Origin of the sequence: Methylobacterium nigriterrae (genome assembly GCF_037106235.1) — a bacterium.
Classification (GTDB): Bacteria; Pseudomonadota; Alphaproteobacteria; order Rhizobiales; family Beijerinckiaceae; genus Methylobacterium; species Methylobacterium nigriterrae.
The window spans coordinates 23,711-44,397 of the sequence record NZ_JBAWTG010000043.1; the positions used below are offsets into that span (position 1 = coordinate 23,711).

Genomic DNA, 20,687 nt, shown 5'->3' on the forward strand with positions numbered 1-20,687 from the left:
GCGGCGTTGCCCGGGCGGCCCGGTCAAGCCTCGGGCGCTGCGGCCGCCAAGCCCGGCAGGTGCTCCTCGTGCCACAGGCGGAGCCGGGCGAGCGCCGGATGCGCGAGGTTGCGCGCGAGGTAGCCCTCGATGCGCGGCAGATGGGCGAGGTAGCCGGGCTTGCCGTCGCGCCGGTCGAGCCGGGCGAAGATGCCGAGGATCTTGGTGGCGCGCTGCGCGGCCAGCAGCGCGTAGGCGCGGGCGAAGCCCTGGACGTCGAAATCGGGCTCGCGGGCGCGCCGCTCGCGGGCGTAGAGGCCGAGCAGCCGCAGCTCGAACTCGGCGCTCGTGTCGACGCGCGCATCCTGCAGCAGCGAGGCGACGTCGTAGGCCGGGTGGCCGAGCACCGCGTCCTGGAAGTCGATGAGGCCGACCCGCTCCAGGCCCTCGCGCTCGGGCAGCCAGATCAGGTTCGGCGAGTGGTAGTCGCGCAGCGTCCAGGTCGGACGATCGGGGATGGCGCCGCGCAGGGCCTCGGCCCAGAGGGCGACGAACGCGGCGCGCGCCTCCTCCGACAGGGTGACGCCGCGGATGGCGGGCGCGTACCATTCGGGCATCAGCTCGGCCTCGAACAGCAGCGCCTCCCCGTCGTAGGGCGGCAGCACGTGCTCGATTCCCTGCGCCACCGGCAGGGCGCCGGGCAGCTCCATGGCGTGGAGCTTGGCGAGAAGCCGCGTCGCCTCGGCATAGCGCTCGGGGCGCGCGCCGCCGGCGTCGACGACGGGCTCGGATCCCAGATCCTCGAGAATCAGGAGGCCGTGGGCGAGGTCCTCGCCGTAGATGCGGGGGGCCGAGAAGCCGAGGGCGCGCAAGGCCCGATCCATGGCCACGAAGGCGTGGACGCTCTCGGCGAGCTTGACGATGGCGCTGTAGGGCTTGCCGTCGCGCACCGGCGGCCCGTCGGGGCGGGGCGGCGAGACCGCGAGGATGGCGGTGCTGCCGTCGGGCCGGCGCAGGCGCTCGTAGGCCCGGGTCGAGGCGTCGCCCTGCATCGGGATGCGCTCGGCCTCGTCCCAGCCGCTGCGCGCCAGGAGAGCCCGGATCGCCCGCGCCCGGTCGAGGCGGGCGCGCATGCCGCCGGTGCCGTCGATGCGGGCGAAGCGCGAGCCCTCGCCGAATTCGGGCCGCAGCGCGAGATCGACCGAGAGGGTCGGCCCGTCCCGGGGCGGCAGACGCTCGGGCCACTCGACGAGGGTGATGGCGCTCTCGGTCATCTCGTCGAAGCCGAGCTCGACGAGCTCGTCGGGGCTGCGCAGGCGGTAGAGGTCCGCGTGCACGATCGCGCGCCCCCGGCGGTCCTCGTAGGGCTGGACCAGCGTGAAGGTCGGGCTCGGCACGTCGAGGTCGGGCGCGCCGGCGAGCTCCCGGATCAGCGCGCGGGCGAGCGTGGTCTTGCCGCCGCCGAGGCCGCCCGAGAGCGCCACGAGATCGCCAGGCACGAGGAGCTCGGCGAGGAAGCGCCCGAGATCCTCCGTCGCGCCCTCCTCGGGCAGCACGATCTCCCAGGCCGGGGGCTGGCCCGCCTCAGGCGCGTGCGGATCCGCGTGCGTCTCCGCCTGGGCATCCCGACGGGGGGTCTCCGGGCCGTCCTCGCTCACCGCCAGCTCCTCCGAGCCCCGAGCCCGCCCATCCGGGGCGCGCGCGGGGAAACGCGCATGCGACCGTTCTTAGCGGAGGATCCTTAACCAAAATCGCCCGGAGCTTTAAGGGTTTCAGCGGCCGGTGCCGAAGCTGATCGTGGCGACCGCCCGCTTGGTGCGGTCCTCGGGCCAGGGCGCGGCGGCCTGCGGAGCCCGGCCGGCATAGACCATGGTGCCCTGGCCCTTGCGCATGGTGACGCTGCCGCGGCGCGTCCGCAGCGTCACCAGGCCGTCGAGCACGAGGACCCCGTAGCCGCCGTCGATCTGCCCGCCCCAGACGGTGGTGCCGCGCACGCCGAGCGTCCCGACCGCGGTCTTGATCGCGACGTTGCCGCCGGTCGGCCCCTCGATCTTGCCGCCGACGAACAGGAAGGCGCCCCGCACCACGTTGAGGCCGAGCCGTCCGCCCGGGCGGCCGGGCCGGTAGACGAACTCGTCGATCAGGATCTTGGCATGCTCGCCGAGCGTCACCTTGGTGCCGTCGGCGAGCTGCGATTCGAGGCGCGACTCGCCGCCCGTGCGGATCATGTCGCTGAAATAGACGAGCCCGCCCGCGCCCAAGTCGCGGGCCGATCCCTCGACGACGGCGACCGCCTGGCGCTCGACCTTGTCGACGCGCCCGACCTGCTGGGGGGCTGCCGCGGCGGGTGCGCCGGCCGCGAGGCCGAGACCGGCGGCCAGCAGGGTTAGGGTTAACGGAGTGGTCCGCGGCATGGTGAGAGTCCGTCGTGCATGCGGGTAAGAGGCAGGTCAGGCGGCCGAGGCGCTCCGCGCCGGCGCCTGTGAGGCGTTCCAGGCGCGGATCAGCGCGAGCGTCTCGGCGAGGGGGGCGGGGCGGCCGAAATGGTAGCCCTGGCCGTAGGCGCAGCCCATCCGGGCAAGCGCCTCGGCCTCGGCGCTCTCCTCGATGCCCTCGGCCACGACCGGGATGCCGATCTCGTCGGCGAGCCGCAGGATCGTCTGGATGATCTTGCGGTCGCGCGGCTCGGTCAGCATGGCGCGCACGAAGGCCCGGTCGACCTTGAGGGTCGTGATCGGCAGGGTGCTGAGATAGCTGAGGCTCGAGTAGCCGGTGCCGAAATCGTCGATGGCGATGCCCATGCCGCTCTCCCGGCAGAGGTTGAGCGCGTCGGCCGCGCTCGCGGGGTCGCGCATCAGGGTGCTCTCGGTGATCTCGAGCTTGAGGTGCTCGGGGGCGATGCCGGTCCGGCGCAGCATCTCGCCGATCATGCCCGGGAAGGAGGCGTTGGCCAGGTCGTGGCCCGAGATGTTCACGCTGAGGAACATCGGTTCCCCGGCGGCCCGGGGGTTCTGCAGCCCCGCCAGCATGATCTCAGGCAGCACGCGCCCGACCTCGGACAGGACCCAAGCGGTGATCTCGACGACGAGGCCGCTCTCCTCGGCCACGGGGATGAAGACGCCTGGCGCCACGACCCCGCGCTCGGGATGGCGCCAGCGGATCAGTGCCTCGAAACCGGCGAGCGTGTCGGGGCCGAGACGGACGATGGGCTGGAAGAACAGCTCGAACTCGCCGCGGTCGAGGGCGCGGCGCAGCTCGCGCTCCACCACCACCGCCGCGATGGCGGCGTCGAAATCGGCCCGCGCCGCCGGCGAGGCGGATGTGGCCGGGGCCCGAGCCGGGCTCGGGGCCGGCGCGCGGCCCGTCAGGCGCGCCACCGTCTCGCGGTAGCGCGCCATCACGACGCCGAGGCACAGTCGCAGGACCGGGTCGGTCTCCGAGAGCCGGTGCCGGATCTGCGCCTCGCTGACGGGGACGAGCACGCAATCCTCGAGCGCCCGCGCCGAGGCCGAGCGCGGGTCGGAATCGAGGATCGCCATCTCGCCGAAGATCTCGCCGGGCCCGCGCACGGCGAGCACGGTCCGGCTCTCGCCCCGGCCCAGGAAGATCTCGATCCGCCCGCTGGTGATCAGGTAGGCGAAATCCCCGGGCTCGCCCTCCTCGAACAGCATGGTGCCCGCCGGAGCCGTGATGTGGGCGTAAGGATCGTGCGTCATGCCGGCTGCGCCTCGTGTCGCCGCGCGGGCGACCGAATCCGTGATGCCAGACGCAAGTTAAATGAATCTCAAGGCAGAACCGTCCAACAAGATCCCGTACATTACACGGGCGCGCGCCGGCATTGCTCGCTCAAATTCTCTTCACATCAAGAATACAACTAGAAAACGATAAGCCGTTGCTGCGGCGCAGGCACCAAGTCTCTCGGTCCGGACGTCCGCCCCTCACCTGGCCGGACACGGCCTCAGAGGCTCAGGAAGGCCGCCACGAGGCCGATATCGGTCAGCGCATGCAGCATCTGGTCGAAGCCGAGCAGCCACCAGAACTGGGCCTGGGCCGGCGTCCAGCGGCCCCGGCGCGCCACGACGCTCTTGACGCGGTCGATGCAGAAATGGATCGCGAAGTCGACGAGGGCGAGCCACCACAGGCGCGGCGCGATCACCAGGGCGACGCCCAGCGTCGCGAGGGCATGGCAGGCCACGTGCGCGCAGAGGGGCAGCAACCAGCCGCGCTCCTGCTCCTTGCCGCGCGCCATCCAGTCGGTCTGGAGCACGAAATCGGCGACGTAGTGCTTGACGATCATGGTGCCGGCAAGCACCGCCATCGTCCAGACAGGGACCAGCGCCATCGTTTCCCGCCTCCCCTCGCGCCACGGCTTCGCGTTCTAGAGTAAACGCGTTCGCGCTTCGTTAACTGCATTGCGCGCAATCGGACGGCGCCCGCGGGGGTGTGCGCCCGCACGACCCGCGGCCGGGCCGACTTGACAGGACGCCCCTTCGCGGGCGGCGATGACTCTCCCGACGATCCCGGAGATGGTCCCGAAATGGCTGCCCTGTCCACCCGCCTGAACGGCTACGCCCCCTACGCGCTCGCCCTGCTGCGGATCATGGCCGGGCTGCTGTTCCTGGCGCACGGATCGCAGAAGCTCCTCGGCCTGCCGCCGCGCACCGGCCCGGCCCCGGAACTGACCTCGCTGTTCGGCATCGGCGGCGTGATGGAACTCGTCGGCGGCGCGCTGATCGTGCTCGGCCTGTTCACCCGGCCGGTCGCCTTCCTGCTCTGCGGCGAGATGGCCTTCGCCTACTTCATGGTCCACGCCCCGAAGAATTTCTTTCCGGCGCTGAACGGGGGCGACTCCGCGATCCTGTTCTGCTTCGTCTTCCTCTACCTCGCGGCGGCCGGGCCGGGCGCGTTCAGCCTCGATGCGGGCCGCCGCCGGGCCTGATCCGGGCGCCTCAGCCCGCATCCGGGTCGACGTCTTCGGGGCGGCCGAATCGAGGCTACGCTGAAGTGCCGCGCGGGCTCGTCGTCTCAAGGCGGGCCGCCCTTCAGGGCCCGCATTCCGGCGGGCCACGAATCGCCCCGCGCCGCGCCGGCCGGGTCGCGCGCCGCGGCGTAGCTTCTGAAGAGCCGGCTGCTCCCCCAGCTATCGAAATTGTGGATCGCTCCGATCGTCCCGGCCTCCTCCGCCGTGGGCTCGCGGGCGAGCCGGAGCATCGGCGCTACCAGGGCTGGGACCGGGAGCGCCACGGGCAGCGCGGCGACGAGGCCCCGCAGCGTTGCCACGCCCTCCCGGATGCCGGCATCGATCTCGGCGGCGATCTCGGGCAGGCGGGGATCAGCGCCCCGGCCCGGATCCTCCGTGAAGGCGACGCGCCCGTCCGGATCGAGCCGGGCGCCGGTGATCGAGGCGTGCGGGGCGGAGAACAGGAGCTCGGCCACGACCCGGTTGGCGTAGAGGTCGCGCCGCACCGCCCCGCGATGCGTGCGCCCAGAGATCAACGCCGCCATGTCGAGGCCGGGCCGGGCATCGGCGTGCAGGCAGAGGTAGTAGCCCGTCACCCGCACGTCGAAGAAGGCGTGGGCGAACGCCTCGAACGCGGCCTGGGTGCTGCCCTTCCAGCCGACATCGACGAGGCCGACCCGCAGGCCGTCGCGCAGGCCCGCCTCGAGGCAGTAGGCATGGAGGGCGCGCCGGCACTCGCGGCAGACCTGCAGGATGCGCCAGCGCATCGCCCGCATCAGCGTCGCGAAGGCAGCGTGGCGCTTGCGCCGGTAGAGGGTGTCGGCCGTGAAGCCGAGATCCCGCAGCACGCCCTCGTCGGGCAGCGCGACGCCGATGCGCTCGAAGATGTCGGCGACGCTCGCCGCCCCCGACAGCAGGAAGGGGATATGCGCCTCGAAATTCCGGTCGGTGATCGAGGCCAGGACGAGGAGGACGCGCGAGCACCGGAAGTAGAGGCTCGGGGCGCCGTCGCCGGGCCAGAGCCGATGGGCCGTGAATCCGTCGCGGGAGAGGAACAGCAGGAGGTCGATCCGGTCCTCGCGCGTGCGCTCGCGCAGCCACTCGATGAGGGCATACGTCGCGGGGGCGCCGCAGCCGAAGCCGTAGCGCCACCAGGGCGAGCGGCCGGGCTGGTAGGCCTGGAAGCGCGCCACGCCCGCCACGACCGCATGCGCGATGTCCGGCGTCGGGAGCCTCGGCCCGAGGTCGGGCGCGTAGCGGAAGGTCGCGAGCCCGGCCTCGCTGCCGCGGCCGATATCGGAGGCCGGGTTATCGCCGATATGAAGTATTTTTGTCGGCAAAACACCGAGGTCCCGCGCGGCGAGCCGGAACAGGGCGGCATCGTCCCGCTTCGTCGCCTGGGCCTCGCAGGAGATGAAGAGGCGGTCGACCCGGATGCCGGCCCGGGCGCAGAGCGCTTCGAAGAAGGCGCCCGGCAGGTACATGTCCGAGGTGAGGATGCAGGGTTTGCCCTGCGCCTGCGCGAGGCGCAGGACCTCGTGCATCTCGGGGTTCGGCCGCAGCACCGCGAGCTCGAACTCCCACTCGGCCCGCTTCAGGACCTCGGCCGGCACGCCGAGATCGGGCAGGCAGGCGTAGATCCCGTCGAGGTCGATCTCGCGGCGGCCCGCCTCGCGCATGACCCGGAAGGCGCGCGCCTGCGCGGCGATCCGGCGGCGGCGGAAATCCGGCAGCCCGAAGCGCGCCCCGACGAGGTCGAACACGTCCTCGGGCGCCGCGACGAGGCGCACGAACAGGGTGTCGAACACGTCGAAGGAGACGATTTCGGCCGCCGCGATCGGACCGCGCAGGCGGTCGAGCAGGCTCGGGGCTGCCGCCGCAGGCGGTGCCGTCGGGGGAAGCGGCTCCATGCTCAGACCGTGAGGGCCTGGAACAGCCCGCTGTTCGGATGCAGGTTGCGGTTGTGGAAAGGGTCGTGGCCGAGATAGCGCGGGTGGAGCGCGTAGAGCCGGCGCCGGTCCCGCTCCAGCCGCTCCTGCTTGTCCCGGCTCGCCCGGTCCTGGCCCCGGCTCACGGATTCGTGGTGGGTCAGGCGCGCCTCCTGGCAGACGACGTTGAAGTAGCCGGCCTCGACCAGGCGGAAGCACAGCTCGACGTCGTTGTAGGCCACCGGCAGCGTCTCGTCGAAGCCGCCGACCGCGTCGAACTTGCGCCGCTCTATGGCGAGGCAGGCGCCGGTCACGGCGATCCAGTCGTATTCGAGGAGGTTGCGGCCGAAATCGGCAACCCTGTCGCCGTCCTGCCGGTAGAAGGCGTGTCCGGGCCCGTCGAGGAGGTTCACGACGCCGCAATGCTGGATCGTGCTGTCGGGGAAGTGGAGGCGGGCGCCCACCGCGCCGACATGGTCGCGCTGGGCGTAGCCGATCAGGCGCTCCAGCCAGTCGGGCGTGAGCGCCTCGGTGTCGTCGTTGAGGAACAGCAGCACCTCGCCCGTGGCGAAGCGCGCGCCGAGATTGTTGAGCGCTGAGTAGTTGAAGGGCCGCGGGTCCGACACGATCCGGACCCGGGGGTCGGCGCCGATCTCGTCGAGATAGGCGAGCGTCGGCCCCTCGCTGCTGCCGTTGTCGAGGATGACGATCTCCAGGTTCGGGTAGGTGCTCCGCTCGAGGATCGAGCGGATGCAGGCCCTGAGAACCGCGTGGTTGTCCTTCGACGGGATGATGACCGAGACCCGGGGCTCGCCCTCGGGCAGGTAGGCGACGCGGAACTGCCCGGGCATCGCCGGCACCGGCTCGACCCGGCCCGGCCAGCCGCGGCGGGCGAGCGCCTCCTCCTTGAGCCGGCGCACGGACTCGACCGCGTAGGGCTTGGCCGCCATGTCGGCGGCGATCGAGCTCGGCAGGCTGCGCCAGTGGTAGAGCACCTTCGGCACGTGCGCGATGCGGGCCGCCCGCTCGCTCGCCCGCAGGGCCAGGTCGTAATCCTGCGCGCCCTCGAAGCCGGGGCGCAAGCCCCCGCATTCCTCGACGAGGCTGCGGCGCAGGCAGGTGACGTGGCAGGTGTACATGATGCTCATCAGCGCGTCGGGCGACCAGTCGGGCTTGTGGAACGGGCCCGAGAACAGGCCGTCCGGGTCGATCTTGTCCTCGTCGCTGTAGAGGAAGTCGGCCCCGGTCCGGTCGATGCCGAGGGCGAGCTCGTAGAGGCAGTCGGGGGTGAGCGCGTCGTCGTGGTCGAGGAAGACGACGTAATCGCCGGCGGCCTCCGCCAGCGCCGCGTTGGTGGTCTCGGCGATGCCCCGGTTCTCGGGCCTGAACCGAACCTTGATCTGCGGATGCGCGATCGCCTCGAGCGCCGCGCGGGTCTCGGCCCGCGGGCTCGCGTCGTCCACGAGGATCAGCTCCCAGTGCGGGTACCATTGCTCCGTGACCGAGGCGATGGCGGCCTCGAGGAAGCGCGGCGCGACGGCGTAGACCGGCGTCAGGATCGAGAAGAGCGGGCGGGCGGAGAGGCGCGCGAGCCTCGCCTCGAGATCCGGCGGCCGGCGCGGCGGCAGGTAGCAGTAGCCGCGCGCCCGCCTCTCGAAGCGGTAGCGGGGCGGCCCCGCCCCCTCCGCCCGGAAGGACAGGCCGCTGCCGGGCCTCCGCCCGCCGAGCAGGCCCGACACGAGACGCAGCAGCGACACGATCGACCGCCCCTCAGACCCCGCCGAGGGCGGCGAGGATGCGCGCCCAGGAGCGCGTGCCCTTGTGGAAGCTCTGCAGGTCGTACTTCTCGTTCGGCGAGTGGATGCGGTCGTCGTCGAGGCCGAAGCCGATCAGCAGGGTGTTGCGGTCGAGGATGCGCTTGAAGTCGCCGACGATCGGGATCGAGCCGCCCGCGCCCACCGTGACCGGGGGCACGCCCCACTCGGCCTCGAGCGCGGCCCTGGCGGTCTCGAGCTGGGGCATGTCGAAGGGGAGGCTGATCGCCCGCGAGCCCTTGTAGCAGATCACCTCGACAGAGCAGTCGGCGGGGATGCGCTCCCGCACGAAGGCCTCGAAGGTCGCCGCCAGCACCTCCGGGTCCTGGTCGTCGACGAGGCGGAAGGAAACCTTGGCGCTGGCCTGGGCGGCGATCACCGTCTTGGTGCCCTCGCCCGTGTAGCCGCCGATGATGCCGTTGACGTCGCAGGCCGGCCGCGACTGGATCATCTCGATCAGCATGCGCCCGCGCTCCCCGGCCGGCTCCTTCAGCCCGATGGGGCCGAGGAATGTCTCCGGGCTGAGGTCGAGGCCGCGCCACTGCTCCAGCACCGCCTGCGGCGTCTCGCGCACGCCCTCGTAGAAGCCCGGCAGCGCCACCCGCCCCTCGGCATCGTGGAGATCGGCGATGATGCGGGCGAGCACGTGGACCGGGTTGCGGGCGGCGCCCCCGAAGAAGCCCGAATGCAGGTCGCGGTCGGCGCAGGTCACCTTCACCTCGAAATAGGCAAGCCCCCGCAGCGAGGTGGTGATGGCGGGCGTGCGCCGGTCCCACATCGATGTGTCGCAGACGAGCACGATGTCGGCCCCGAGCCTGTCGCGGTTCTGCGCGACCCATTCGGGCAGGCCCTGCGAGCCGTTCTCCTCCGCGCCCTCGATCAGGATGGTGACGCCGCAGGGCAACGCGCCGGCCATCGCCTTCCAGGCCCGGCAGGCCTCGATGAAGGTCATCACCTGCCCCTTGTCGTCCGAGGCGCCGCGCCCGACGATGCGCTTCGCGCCGGACGCGTCCTCGGCGAGGCGCGGCTCGAAGGGCGGCGTCTCCCACAGGTCCAGCGGGTCCACCGGCTGCACGTCGTAATGCCCGTAGAACAGGACGTGCGGCGCCCCCGGCTTCGGAGCCTGCGCCAGCACGACCGGGTGCAGCGAGGTCTCGCCGAGCGTGGTCTCGAAGCCGAGCGCCGTGAGCGTGCCCTCGAGCCAGCGCGCGGCCTCGCGGCAATGGTTCGCGTAGGCCGGATCGGTCGAGATCGACGGGATGCGCAGGAACGCGAACAGGCGCTCCAGCGCGTTGTCGAGGTCGCGGTCGATATCGTTGAGGATCGGGTCGAGCGCAGCCATCGCGTCTGTCCTTCGTGACGAGCGGGTCCCGCGCAGCGTTAGCCGAGACGCGCGCGAAACGGAAACGGCGCGGTCGCGGCTCGGTGCGGAAGAATCCGCGGACAACCGTTGCGGGAACAGCCGCACCTTGGAACGGTTATCGAGTGGGCTCGGCCCGAGCGTGCGCCGCACGCCGTCAGGCCGCGCCCGCCGCGACCCCCGCCCGAAGATGCGCGCAGGGGCCGATTCCGTATCCGGCCGGCCCCCGCGGGCCGGGCCTCCAAGCCCAGTGGAACGCCCCATGCGCATCGACAGCGGTTCGCCCGTCCCGGCGGACACCCGGATCGGCATCAGCCTGACGATCAACGGCGAGGCCCGCGAGCTGCAGGTGGCGCCCTGGACCACGCTCCTCGACCTCCTGCGCGAGCGCCTCGACCTGACCGGCACCAAGAAGGGCTGCGACCACGGCCAGTGCGGCGCCTGCACGGTGCTGGTGAACGGGGTGCGGGTGAATTCCTGCCTGACGCTGGCGGTGATGAAGGACGGGGCCGAGATCACCACGGTCGAGGGGCTCGCGGGCCTCGCGGATCGCGGCCCGAACGGCCTGCACCCGATCCAGGAGGCCTTCATCGAGCACGACGCCTTCCAGTGCGGCTACTGCACCTCGGGCCAGCTCTGCTCCTCGGTCGGGATGATGAACGAGGGCCACGCCAAGTCGCGCGAGGAGATCCGCGAGGCGATGAGCGGCAATCTCTGCCGCTGCGGCGCCTACACCAACATCGTCGACGCCATCGAGGACGTGATGCAGGGAGGCGCCCGATGAACCGCTTCGAGTATGTCCGCGCCGGCACCGTCGCGGAGGCCGTGCAGGCGCTCGGCGCCGACCCGAGCGCGCGTCTCATCGCGGGCGGCACCAACCTCATCGACCTGATGAAGTACAACGTCGAGCGGCCCGGCCGCCTCGTCGACATCACGCGGCTGCCGCTCGACGGCATCGAGGAGCACGCGGGGGGGCTGCGCCTCGGCGCGCTCGCGACGAACGCGAAGGTCGCCTACGACGAGCGGGTCCGCGACCGCTACCCCCTCCTGTCGAGCGCGATCCTGGCCGGCGCCTCGGCGCAGCTGCGCAACGCCGCCTCCACGGGCGGCAACCTCCTGCAGCGCACCCGCTGCTACTACTTCTACGACGAGGGCACGCCCTGCAACAAGCGGGTGCCGGGCTCGGGCTGCCCCGCCATCGGGGGCGTCAACCGCATCCACGCGATCTTCGGCACGAGCGAGCACTGCATCGCCACGCACCCCTCCGACATGTGCGTGGCGCTGGCCGCCCTCGAGGCAAGCGTGCAGGTCGGCGGGCCGCAGGGCGAGCGCGCGATCGCCTTCCGCGACTTCCACCGGCTGCCCGGGGACGCGCCGGAGCGCGACACCAACCTTCAGCCCGGCGAGATTGTGCTGAGCGTCGATTTGCCGGCAAATGATTATGGCCGGCACGTCACCTATCTCAAGCTGCGCGACCGGCTCTCCTACGCCTTCGCCCTCGTCTCGGTCGCCGCCGCGCTGGAGCTCGACGGCGACACGGTCCGGACCGCGCGCCTGGCGCTGGGGGGCGTCGCCCACAAGCCCTGGCGCAACGAGGAGGCGGAGGCGCTGCTCCAGGGCAAGCCCGCCACCCGCGAGAGCTTCCAGGCGGCCGCCGACCTGATCGTGCGCGAGGCCAGGCCCCAGTCCGAGAACGGCTTCAAGGTCGAGCTCGCCCGGCGCGCCATCGTGCGCGGCCTCGAACAGGCCGCCGCCGGCACGCCGCAATCGATCACCGACAAGCGCATCGCCTGAGAGAGGCCCAGATGGTCGCCACCTTCAGCTCCACCGGCCGCGACACCTTCGTCGGCAGCCCGCGCAGCCGCGTCGACGGCCCCGCCAAGGTCACGGGCCTCGCCAAGTACGCCGGCGAGTTCGCCGCCCCCGACCTCGCCCACGGCACCGTAGTCTCGAGCGACATCGCCAAGGGCCGCATCCGGGCGATCGACACCGCCGACGCGGAGGCCGTGCCCGGCGTGATCAAGGTGTTCACCCACGAGAATCGGCCCCGCACCGCCTGGCTCAACTACAATTACCAGGACGCGGTGGCGCCGCCCGGCTCGCCCTTCCGGCCGCTCTACGACGACCGGATCCTCTACAGCGGGCAACCCGTCGCCCTGGTCGTGGCAGAGGATTTCGAGACCGCGCGCTTCGCCGCCACGCTGGTGAAGCTCGATTACGAGGCCGAGGAGCCCGCCACCGACACGGAGGCCGTGCGCGACCTCGCCTACCGGCCCCCGATGAACCGCAATGGCATCAAGCCGCCGCCGAAGCCCTGGGGCGACGCGGACGGCGCCTTCGACAAGGCGCCCGTGAAGGTGCGCCAGGATTACCGGCTGGCGATCGAGCACCACAACCCGATGGAGCCGCACGCTTCGACCGTCGTCTACGAGGGCGACGGCACCTATACGGTCTACGACAAGATCCAGGGCGTCTCGAACAGCCAGGGCTATCTCGCCAGCGTCTTCGGCCTGAAGAAGGACGACGTGCGGGTGATGAACCCGTATCTCGGCGGCGGCTTCGGTTCGGGCCTGCGCCCGCAATACCAGCTCTTCCTGGCAATGCTGGCCGCCCGCGACCTCGAGCGCTCGGTGCGGGTGGTGCTGACCCGCGACCAGATGTGGACCTTCAGCTACCGCCCGGACGCGCTGCAGACGGTCACGCTCGGCGCGGGCCCGGACGGCAGGCTGCAGGCCCTGCGCCACGATTGCATCGAGGGCACCTCGCAGTTCGAGGATTACCAGGAAGTCGTCGTCAACTGGGCGGCAATCCTATACCGCTGCGACAATGTCGAGCTGACCTATAGGCTCGCCAAGCTCGACACGTTCACGCCCGCCGACATGCGGGCGCCCGGCGCGGTGACGGGCGTCTTCGCCATCGAGACCGCGATGGACGAGCTCGCCTGCGCCACCGGCCAGGACCCGATCGAGCTGCGGCTGAGGAACTTCACCGAGCGCGACCGGACGCAGGGCGACAAGCCCTTCGGCTCGAAGGCGCTGAAGGCCTGCTTCGCGCAAGGCGCGGCCCGTTTCGGCTGGGACAAGCGCAACCCCGAGCCCCGCTCCATGCGGGAGGGCCGGGAGCTCGTCGGCTGGGGCATGGCCACGGGCGTGTGGGAATCCATGATGATGAAGTCGGGCGCCCACGCGATCCTGACCGCCGACGGCAAGCTCGAGGTCGGCAACTCGACGGGCGATCTGGGCACCGGCACCTACACGATCCTGACCCAGATCGCGGCCGACACGCTCGGCCTGACCATGGAGGACGTGACGACGAAGCTCGGCGACACGCGGCTCCCCGAGGCTCCCGTCGCCGGCGGCTCGTGGACGGCCGCCTCCTCCGGCACCGCCGTGATGAAGGCCTGCCGCGACGTCGGCGAGCAGGTCTTCAAGCTCGCCCGCAAAATGGAGAACTCGCCGCTCGCCAATGTCGATTTCGCGCGCGTCGCCTTCACGAACGGGCGCATCGAGGTGGCGGGCGAGCCCGCGCGCGGCGTCTCGCTGGTCGATGCGATGCGTTCGGCCGGGGTCGAGCGGCTCGAGGCGACCGCCGAGGGCGCCCCCGACAAGGACTTCGACGACGCCTACGAGGCCTATACCCACTCGGCCGTCTTCGCGGAGGTGAAGGTCGACGAGGAACTGGGCCAGGTCCGGCTCACCCGGATCGTCTCGGCGATCGCGGCCGGCAAGATCCTCAACCCGAAGACGGCCCGCAGCCAGATCCTCGGCGGCGTCGTGATGGGGATCGGCTCGGCGCTGGAGGAGGAATCGATGCTCGATCACCGCCTCGGGCGCTTCATGAACCACAATCTCGGCGAGTATCACGTGCCGGTGAACGCCGACATCCACGACATCGAGGTGATCTTCGTGGACGAGGAGGACAAGGCGAACCCGCTCGGCGTGAAGGGACTCGGCGAGATCGGCGTCGTCGGCGTCGCCGCCGCCATCGCCAACGCGGTCCACCACGCCACCGGCAAGCGCATCCGCCACCTGCCGATCACGGTCGACAAGATCCTCGGGTAGGCGGGACGCCGCCCCGCCGCGCCCGCTCGGGATCGGCGGTTCAGGGATCGCGGCGGCGCTCAGCCACGGAAACGGGGCGCGATTCCCCTCTCCATCCGGATCGGGCCTGCCCGGTCCGGGCTGGCAAGGGCAGATCTCGGGCAAGCCCGGGATCTGCGGGGAGGAGAGGCGCGTGGAGAGGCGCGGATGTGCGAACCCTCGCGGGAGAATCCGCTCTCTCGGCTCACAAAATCCTTGACATAATTCCTAAACTGTGCTTCCTATCCGTCGTCGGCCGCCCGGTGTTCGGGAGGCCCGCGCGGCGGACCGGCCGTGCGGGTCCGGGGTGGCCGGGCGGCGTCCCGCGTCGGTGGCCCAGGTCACCACCGCCCCGGGCGCCGGCTGCGACGCAGGGCGGCCCTCGAGGCCGCCTCCAGAGCCCCGATCCCGGCCCACTACGAGGCCGGCGCGGCTTGGACAGGACCGCTACAGGCAGGGGCCGCCGAGTCGGGCGCTCCGGCTGGACGCTCGGGGTCGCAACCGGTGGGAAAGAGCCGCGACGCGAAAAGAACGGCCGGCGGGCTCGCACGAGCCCGGCGGCCGCGGGACGCCGGGGAACCGGTTCCTCTTCCAACATCAGGGTTCCGCGGCGTCCCGCGTCTCCCCCCGGCCCCAACCCCGGCGCGACGGCGTCCGGGGCCGAACGCGCAGGAGGCCGGAATACGGGCGAAACCGCGCAAATCCGGGAACGGATTCTTAAGCGCCTTTCGCAAGCCCTCCTTCAACCTCCCCTGCGATCCTGACGGCATCGGCCACCGGGCATCCGCGCCCGCGCGAGGATCGAGATGGGCGGAGCGTCATGGACCTGAAGGACATCGCCCTCGTCCTCGCGCTGCTCGCGGCCGCCTTCAGCCTGGCAGCCCTGCTCTGGCGCCGCACTGGCGCCCGGCCGGAGGACGCGGCCGTCGAGGACCTGCACGACCGGATCTGGCGCATCTCCGAGAGCGAGGAGCGCTACCGGGCCCTCGTCGAGGCCACCATGCAGGTGATCGTGCAGCGCGACGGGCTCGGGCGCATCACCTTCGCCAACGAGGGCTTCGCGGGCCTCCTCGGGCGCACGCCCCTCGACCTCGTCGGGGCGACGGCAGACCTCGAGATCCTGGAGGACCGGGGCGTGACGCGCGACCCCGACGGGGTCCGCCGGGTCGAAGCGCGCATCCGGCCCGCGGCGGGCGAGCCGCGCTGGTTCTCCTTCGTGGAGATGCCGGTGACCCGAGAGGGCGGACCGACCCAGTGGCTGCGCGCCGGCATCGACATCACGGCCCGGATCGAGGCGGCCCGTTCCCTCGACGAGGCGCTGGCCCGGGCCGAGGCCGCGAGCGTCGCGAAATCCCGCTTCCTCGCCACCGTCAGCCACGAGTTCCGCACGCCGCTCAACGGCATCCTGGGCATGGCCGACCTCGTGCTCCAGACCGGCCTCGACCCGGAGCAGCGCACCTATGTCGAGGCGGTGCGCACGAGCGGCAAGGCCCTGCTGTCGCTCATCGACGGCATTCTGGACTTCTCGCGCATCGAGGCCGGGCGCCTCGACCTCGCGGCCGAGCCCTTCGACCTGGCGGCCGTCGCCGAGGCGGTCGTCGAGCTGCTCGCCCCTCGCGCCCAGGACAAGGGAATCGAGATAGCCCTCGACGTGGCGGACGACCTCAGCCCCCGCGTGGTCGGCGACGCCGAGCGCGTGCGCCAGATCCTCGTCAACCTCGCGGGCAACGCCATCAAGTTCACGCGGGCGGGCGGCGTCGGCGTGACGCTGAGCCGGCACCGCGACGGCATCGCGCTGGCGATCTCGGATACCGGGCCGGGCATCCCGGAGGACAGGCTGCCGAGCCTGTTCGAGGAGTTCGAGCGGGGCGACGCCAGCGCGAGCAGTCCCCACGAAGGGACGGGGCTCGGCCTCGCCATCACCCGCCGCCTCGTCGCCCGCATGGGCGGGCGGATCGAGGCGGAGTCGAGGCATGGGCGCGGCTCGACCTTCCGGGTGGTCCTGCCGCTGCCGAAGGCGGAGGCGCAGGGCGAGCCCGCGGCCCGCGTCTGGCTCGATGCCCGCCGCGTCCTGATCGTGGCCGACTCGCCCTTCCAGGCGCCCTACCTCGCCCGGCGCCTGTCGCGCTCCGGCGCCGCCGCCGTGGTGGTGCCGACCCTGGAAGCCGGGCTCGCGGCCCTGCCGGCGGCCTCCTTCGACGCGCTGATCGCCGACCGGGCCCTCGGCGACGCGGCCGTGCGGCAGCTCGCCGACGCGGCGCGCGCCGGCGGGGTGCGCTGCAGCCTCGTCCTACTCTCGCCCTTCGACCGGCGCGAGTTCGGAGCGCCGGCGGCGGCCGGCTTCGACAGCTACCTGATCAAGCCCGTGCGCGCCCGCTCCCTGTTCGACCGCCTCCTCGCCCCGGCCCAGCCGGTCGAGACCACGTCGGAGCCTCCGGCGCACCGGATCGCCGAGGCCCCGGCCGCGACGGCCGCCCCCGGCGAATCCGGGCCGGTGGTGCTGCTCGCCGAGGACAACCCGATCAACGCGCTCCTCGCCGGCAAGGCGCTCGAGCGGCTCGGCGCGCGCGTGGTGCTGGCCCGCGACGGGTTCGAGGCGCTCGCGCGGCTCGACGAGGACGGTGCGGCCTTCGACCTCGCCCTGATCGACATCCGCATGCCGGGCCTCGACGGGCTCGAGACCGCCCGCCGCATCCGTGCCGGCGAGGAGCGGACGGGCGGGCCCCGCCTCCGGCTCGTCGCGCTCACCGCCAATACCGGCCGCGAGGACGAGCAGGCCGCCCGCGCGGCCGGGTTCGACGCCTTCCTGGCCAAGCCGCTCAACCTCAAGGCGCTCCCGGCCCTCCTCGGCCGGCACGCCGCGCGCGCCGCCTGATGGGGTCGGCGCGTTGACAGGGTGGTCCCCGCCGCGCCAACACGGAACCCATGGCCGCTGAGACACCCTCCGCTCCGAAACCGCCCGCCCGGGACGGCCTTGTCGCCGCTGGCATCGCCGCTCTCGTCGCCGCCACGGTGCTGATCGGCGCGCTGGCGCCGGGCGGTGGCCCGCACGGCGCGGCGTCCGACCCGCGCGAGGATACGGCCTGCCTCGAGTGGAGCGACGGCTGCCGCGTCTGCCAGCGCCAGGCCGAGGGGTCGGCCTGCTCGCTGCCCGGCATCGCCTGCACGCCCTCGGCGGAGCGCTGCCTGCGCCATTCGGGCGGTTGAGCGCGCCGCGCCCGACCTTGCGCTTCGCGCCGAGCCCGAACGGCCGGCTGCATCTCGGGCACGCCTACTCGGCGCTCCTCAACGCCGAGATCGCCCGCCGGATGGACGGGCGCCTCCTCCTGCGCATCGAGGACATCGACCCCGTGCGCTCGCGCCCCGACCTCGTCGCGGCGATCTTCGAGGACCTCGCCTGGCTCGGCCTGCGCTTTCCGACGCCCGCGCGGCGCCAGTCCGAGCACCTGGGCGCCCATCGCGCATCCCTCCACGGCCTCGCGGCCCGCGGCCTCGCCTATCCCTGCTTCTGCTCGCGCGGCACCATCGCGGCAGCGGCCTCGGTCACGCCGGTGCCTCGCGACCCGGACGGCTCGCCCCTCTACCCGGGCACCTGCCGAGCCCTGGCCGCCGAATCCGTCGCCCGCATCGCGGCGGGCGAGCCCCATACCTGGCGCCTCGACATGGCCCGGGCGCTGGCGGCCGAGCCCGGGCCGCACGGCTACCTGGCCTTCGCTCCGGACGGGACCGAGCACGCCGTCGCGGCGGCTCCCGGCCGTTGGGGCGACGCGGTGATCGGCCGCCGCGACGTCCCGACGAGCTACCATCTCGCCGTCGTCCACGACGACGCCGCCGAGGGGGTGACCCACGTGGTGCGGGGCCGGGACCTGGAGGCGGCGACCGACCTGCACGTTCTGCTGCAGCGGCATCTCGGCCTGCCGACGCCGCGCTATCACCACCACGACCTGATCCGGGACGCGGCGGGCGCCAAGCTCGCGAAGTCGCGAGGCTCGCGATCGCTCGCCGACCTGCGGGCGGCGGGCGTGACGGCGGAGGCGGTCCGGGCGAGCCTCGGGTTCGGCTGAAGCGGCGTCAGCGCATCGTGTCGCGCTGCGCCATCGCGGTGGCGCTCTTCGACTTCTGCATCACGCCGTCGATCTGCTCGCGCTGGCGCTTGAACTCGCTCAGCAGCCGCCCGTCGAGCTCCCGCCCGCGCGGCACGCGGATCTTCATCGGGTCGACGAAGTGGCCGTTGATGATCACCTCGTAGTGCAGGTGCGCGCCGGTGGACAGCCCGGTCGAGCCGACATAGCCGATCACCTGGCCCTGCCGGACCTTCGCGCCCGCCGAGACGCCCCGCCCGAACCGCGACATATGGTTGTAGGTGGTGACGTAGCCGTTGATGTGCTGGATCTCGACGCGCCGGCCGTAGCCCGAATCCCACTCCGCCTTGATCACCGTGCCGTTGCCCGCCGCCACGATCGGCGTGCCGATCGGGTTCGCCCAGTCGACGCCGGTGTGGAGCTTGGCGTAGCCGAGGATCGGGTGGCGCCGGTAGCCGAAGCCCGAGCGCATGATGCCGTCCGCGATGGGTTTCCGGATCAGGAACTTCTTGAGCGAGCGGCCCTGCTCGTCGAGATAGTCGATCGAGCCGTCGTCGGGCGACTGGAACCGGTAGATCTTGCGGCTCTCGCCCCCGAGATTGAGCGAGGCGTAGAGGAGATCGGGCCGCTCCGCCGCGTTCTGGCCGGCATCCTCGTCGTAGGTGTAGAACACGTCGAGGCTGTCGCCGCTGGAGATGCGGCGCTGGAAGTCGATGTCGTAGCTGAACACCCGGACGATGTCCTCGACGGTCGAACGGGGCAGGTCGTGGCGGGCCGCGGTCTCGTAGAGGCTCTGGTAGAGCCGCGGGCCGGAACCGCCGCCCTCCTCGTCCTCCTCACCACTCTCGGCCGCGGCGGGCGCCTTGCGTGCGGGCGCATCCTCCGTCGGCGGCGCCACCGAGACGAAGGCGCCCCGGTCGTTCATCGCCGCGATGCCCTCGATGCCGTTCTCGCCGTAGAGGATCACCCGGGTCACCTGCCGCGGGTCGCCGGGCTTCACGCCGGGGGCGATCTGCACGCGGAACTGCTGGCCCTCGACGAGGGCCCCGGTGCGCGCCTTGCCGCCGAGCGCGCCGACGATGGCCCGGATCTGATCGTCCGAGCTGTGGCCGGTGGCCTTCAGCACCGATTCGAGCGTGTCGCCCCGCTTGAGCGCCAGGTCGCGCTCCTCGACGAGCGGCGTGTCGCTCGGGCGCATCTCGACCTTGGCGAGCCTCGTGACGTTCTCGGGGACGACCAGGACCTCGATCGCCTTGAAGGGGCTCGCATCCCTCGGCATCGCGTTGGCGGTGTCGAAATCGGGGCCGGACGGCGCCTGCTGCAGGGTGCGCGACAGCATGATCTGCGGCGCGAGCGGCAGCGCCGTGCGTCGTCCGGCCTCGGCCGCGATGCGCCGCTCCTCCTCGACCTGCGCGGTGACGTCATCGTCGCCGAGCGCCGGTGCGGTCGCCTCGACCGCGACCTCCGCGAGGTCGCGCTTGACCACCGATACCTCGGCGCCCGGCGCGTCGGCTCCGTTGGCCTCGGCGGAGCGTTCCAGCGGCTCGTCCGAGACGAACTTCATCGGATCGAAGCGCGGGATGTCGGTGGCGAAGACGCCCGTCGACATGGACAGGGCGGTCGAGACCCGCACGAAGGGCCGCACCTTGATGATCTCGCGCTCGCCGAGCCGCACGGTTACCGGCGAGCGGAAGCTCTGCTTGGCCGAGGCGATCATCAGGTTGCGCACGAGACGGTCGCCCTTGCGGGCGAGGTTGGTACCGCCTTCGCTGGGCTGCGGGCGCGCCGCGACCGCGACCCGCTCGGGGATCGCCGCGAAGGAGACGTCGCCCTGAAGCGAGACGTGCAGGGCCGCCCCGATCAGGCCGGCGCCGGTGAGGCCGGTCAATGCGCTGGCGCAGAGCCAGCGGAGGTTCACCTCGCGCCGGTCGATCCGGGTCGCGTCGGCGCCGAGCAGATCGAGGGGCGGCACGGCGCCGATGGCAGGGCCGGGCACCGCCCGGCCGGCCGGACTCGCATCCTCGATCTTGAGACGGCCGCGCTTCACGGACTTTCCTTCATGCAGAGACCGCCGTTTCGCGGTCCCGTCGTCGGGGGAGCGGGCAAACCTCCGGCCGGACGCGCCGGCCTGCCCCGAGAGAAAGCATGTCCGGGCGCAGCGTGTCGAGATTGAGGCGCGCCCGATCCGATCACGCGCCCGCCGCGCCGTGGCGGCCGGCCCGTCGCGGGCGCCCCTCATCGATCTCAGGATCCGAAAATTGACATTTGACAGGCCGGATGGGGTGACCTATACGGCTGCCCATCGACGGGGCGGCCGGAACGGCGGCCTCGCCGGTCTCTCTAGACAGTCTACCGGCAGGATCTGGCAGGAGCCAGATGTTGCTGATCTGTCGTCTTCGGGGTGGTTCCGGCGGGTGTCGGGGCCGTTGTTCTTTGACAACTGAATCTGAGGAAGAGAAGCGTGGACGGCTGTTGTCCTTGCGGC

General features: G+C 72.1%; 15 protein-coding genes. 7 read left to right on the top strand and 8 right to left on the bottom strand.

The features are described 5' to 3' along the window. Positions 1-23 precede the first annotated feature (23 nt). The 4 genes from tsaE to WDW90_RS20595 form a co-directional block, all read right to left on the bottom strand. On the bottom strand, positions 24-1,535 hold the full coding sequence (gene tsaE / locus WDW90_RS20580; protein ID WP_336489347.1) for a tRNA (adenosine(37)-N6)-threonylcarbamoyltransferase complex ATPase subunit type 1 TsaE: 1,512 nt from the start codon (positions 1,533-1,535) through the stop codon (positions 24-26). A 216-nt stretch (positions 1,536-1,751) separates the two neighbouring features. Next, a complete protein-coding gene (locus WDW90_RS20585; protein ID WP_336489333.1) occupies positions 1,752-2,393 on the bottom strand; it encodes a FecR family protein in 642 nt (213 codons plus the stop codon). A gap of 36 nt (positions 2,394-2,429) precedes the next feature. Continuing rightward, entirely contained in the window at positions 2,430-3,695 is a 1,266-nt protein-coding gene (locus WDW90_RS20590) for an EAL domain-containing protein (RefSeq protein WP_336489334.1), read from the bottom strand. A 242-nt stretch (positions 3,696-3,937) separates the two neighbouring features. Then, positions 3,938-4,321, bottom strand: coding sequence for a DUF3307 domain-containing protein (locus WDW90_RS20595; RefSeq protein WP_336489335.1), 384 nt, complete (start codon positions 4,319-4,321; stop codon positions 3,938-3,940). Between the two features lie 195 nt (positions 4,322-4,516). On the opposite strand from WDW90_RS20595, the gene WDW90_RS20600 reads away from it, so the two are divergent. Further along, positions 4,517-4,918, top strand: a complete 402-nt coding sequence (locus WDW90_RS20600; protein WP_336489336.1) for a DoxX family protein — start codon at positions 4,517-4,519, stop codon at positions 4,916-4,918. 86 nt (positions 4,919-5,004) lie between these two features. On the opposite strand, the gene WDW90_RS20605 is transcribed toward WDW90_RS20600, so the two are convergent. The 3 genes from WDW90_RS20605 to WDW90_RS20615 are packed head-to-tail and all read right to left on the bottom strand — an operon-like array spanning position 5,005 to position 10,023. After that, the gene (locus tag WDW90_RS20605) at positions 5,005-6,849 is read right to left on the bottom strand and encodes an HAD family hydrolase (protein ID WP_336489337.1); all 1,845 of its coding nucleotides are present in this window, start codon (positions 6,847-6,849) and stop codon (positions 5,005-5,007) included. A 2-nt stretch (positions 6,850-6,851) separates the two neighbouring features. Further along, a complete protein-coding gene (locus tag WDW90_RS20610) occupies positions 6,852-8,624 on the bottom strand; it encodes a glycosyltransferase family 2 protein (protein ID WP_336489338.1) in 1,773 nt (590 codons plus the stop codon). Positions 8,625-8,637: 13 nt separating this feature from the next. Beyond that, the gene (locus WDW90_RS20615) at positions 8,638-10,023 is read right to left on the bottom strand and encodes a M20/M25/M40 family metallo-hydrolase (protein WP_336489339.1); all 1,386 of its coding nucleotides are present in this window, start codon (positions 10,021-10,023) and stop codon (positions 8,638-8,640) included. A 280-nt stretch (positions 10,024-10,303) separates the two neighbouring features. Here WDW90_RS20615 and WDW90_RS20620 point away from each other — a divergent pair, with 280 nt between their 5' ends. The 6 genes from WDW90_RS20620 to gluQRS all read left to right on the top strand — a co-directional run bounded on the left by WDW90_RS20620 (position 10,304) and on the right by gluQRS (position 18,184). Beyond that, positions 10,304-10,825 (top strand): (2Fe-2S)-binding protein, encoded by a 522-nt coding sequence (locus tag WDW90_RS20620; RefSeq protein ID WP_336489340.1) that lies wholly within the window; start codon positions 10,304-10,306, stop codon positions 10,823-10,825. Continuing rightward, positions 10,822-11,835 carry an FAD binding domain-containing protein gene (locus WDW90_RS20625; RefSeq protein ID WP_336489341.1) on the top strand — a complete coding sequence of 338 codons (1,014 nt, stop codon included), beginning with the start codon at positions 10,822-10,824 and terminating at the stop codon, positions 11,833-11,835. The genes WDW90_RS20620 and WDW90_RS20625 overlap by 4 nt, the downstream gene beginning before the upstream one ends. Before the next feature lie 11 nt (positions 11,836-11,846). After that, entirely contained in the window at positions 11,847-14,102 is a 2,256-nt protein-coding gene (locus WDW90_RS20630) for a xanthine dehydrogenase family protein molybdopterin-binding subunit (protein WP_336489342.1), read from the top strand. 838 nt (positions 14,103-14,940) lie between these two features. Beyond that, complete coding sequence (locus WDW90_RS20635) at positions 14,941-16,995, top strand: ATP-binding protein (protein ID WP_336489343.1); 2,055 nt, start codon at positions 14,941-14,943, stop codon at positions 16,993-16,995. Between the two features lie 50 nt (positions 16,996-17,045). After that, entirely contained in the window at positions 17,046-17,327 is a 282-nt protein-coding gene (locus tag WDW90_RS20640; protein ID WP_336489344.1) for a hypothetical protein, read from the top strand. Next, complete coding sequence (gene gluQRS, locus WDW90_RS20645) at positions 17,324-18,184, top strand: tRNA glutamyl-Q(34) synthetase GluQRS (protein WP_336489345.1); 861 nt, start codon at positions 17,324-17,326, stop codon at positions 18,182-18,184. The genes WDW90_RS20640 and gluQRS overlap by 4 nt, the downstream gene beginning before the upstream one ends. Positions 18,185-18,191: 7 nt before the next feature. Here gluQRS and WDW90_RS20650 read toward each other — a convergent pair whose 3' ends face one another. Further along, on the bottom strand, positions 18,192-20,249 hold the full coding sequence (locus WDW90_RS20650) for a peptidoglycan DD-metalloendopeptidase family protein (protein WP_431311086.1): 2,058 nt from the start codon (positions 20,247-20,249) through the stop codon (positions 18,192-18,194). Positions 20,250-20,687: the final 438 nt, after the last annotated feature.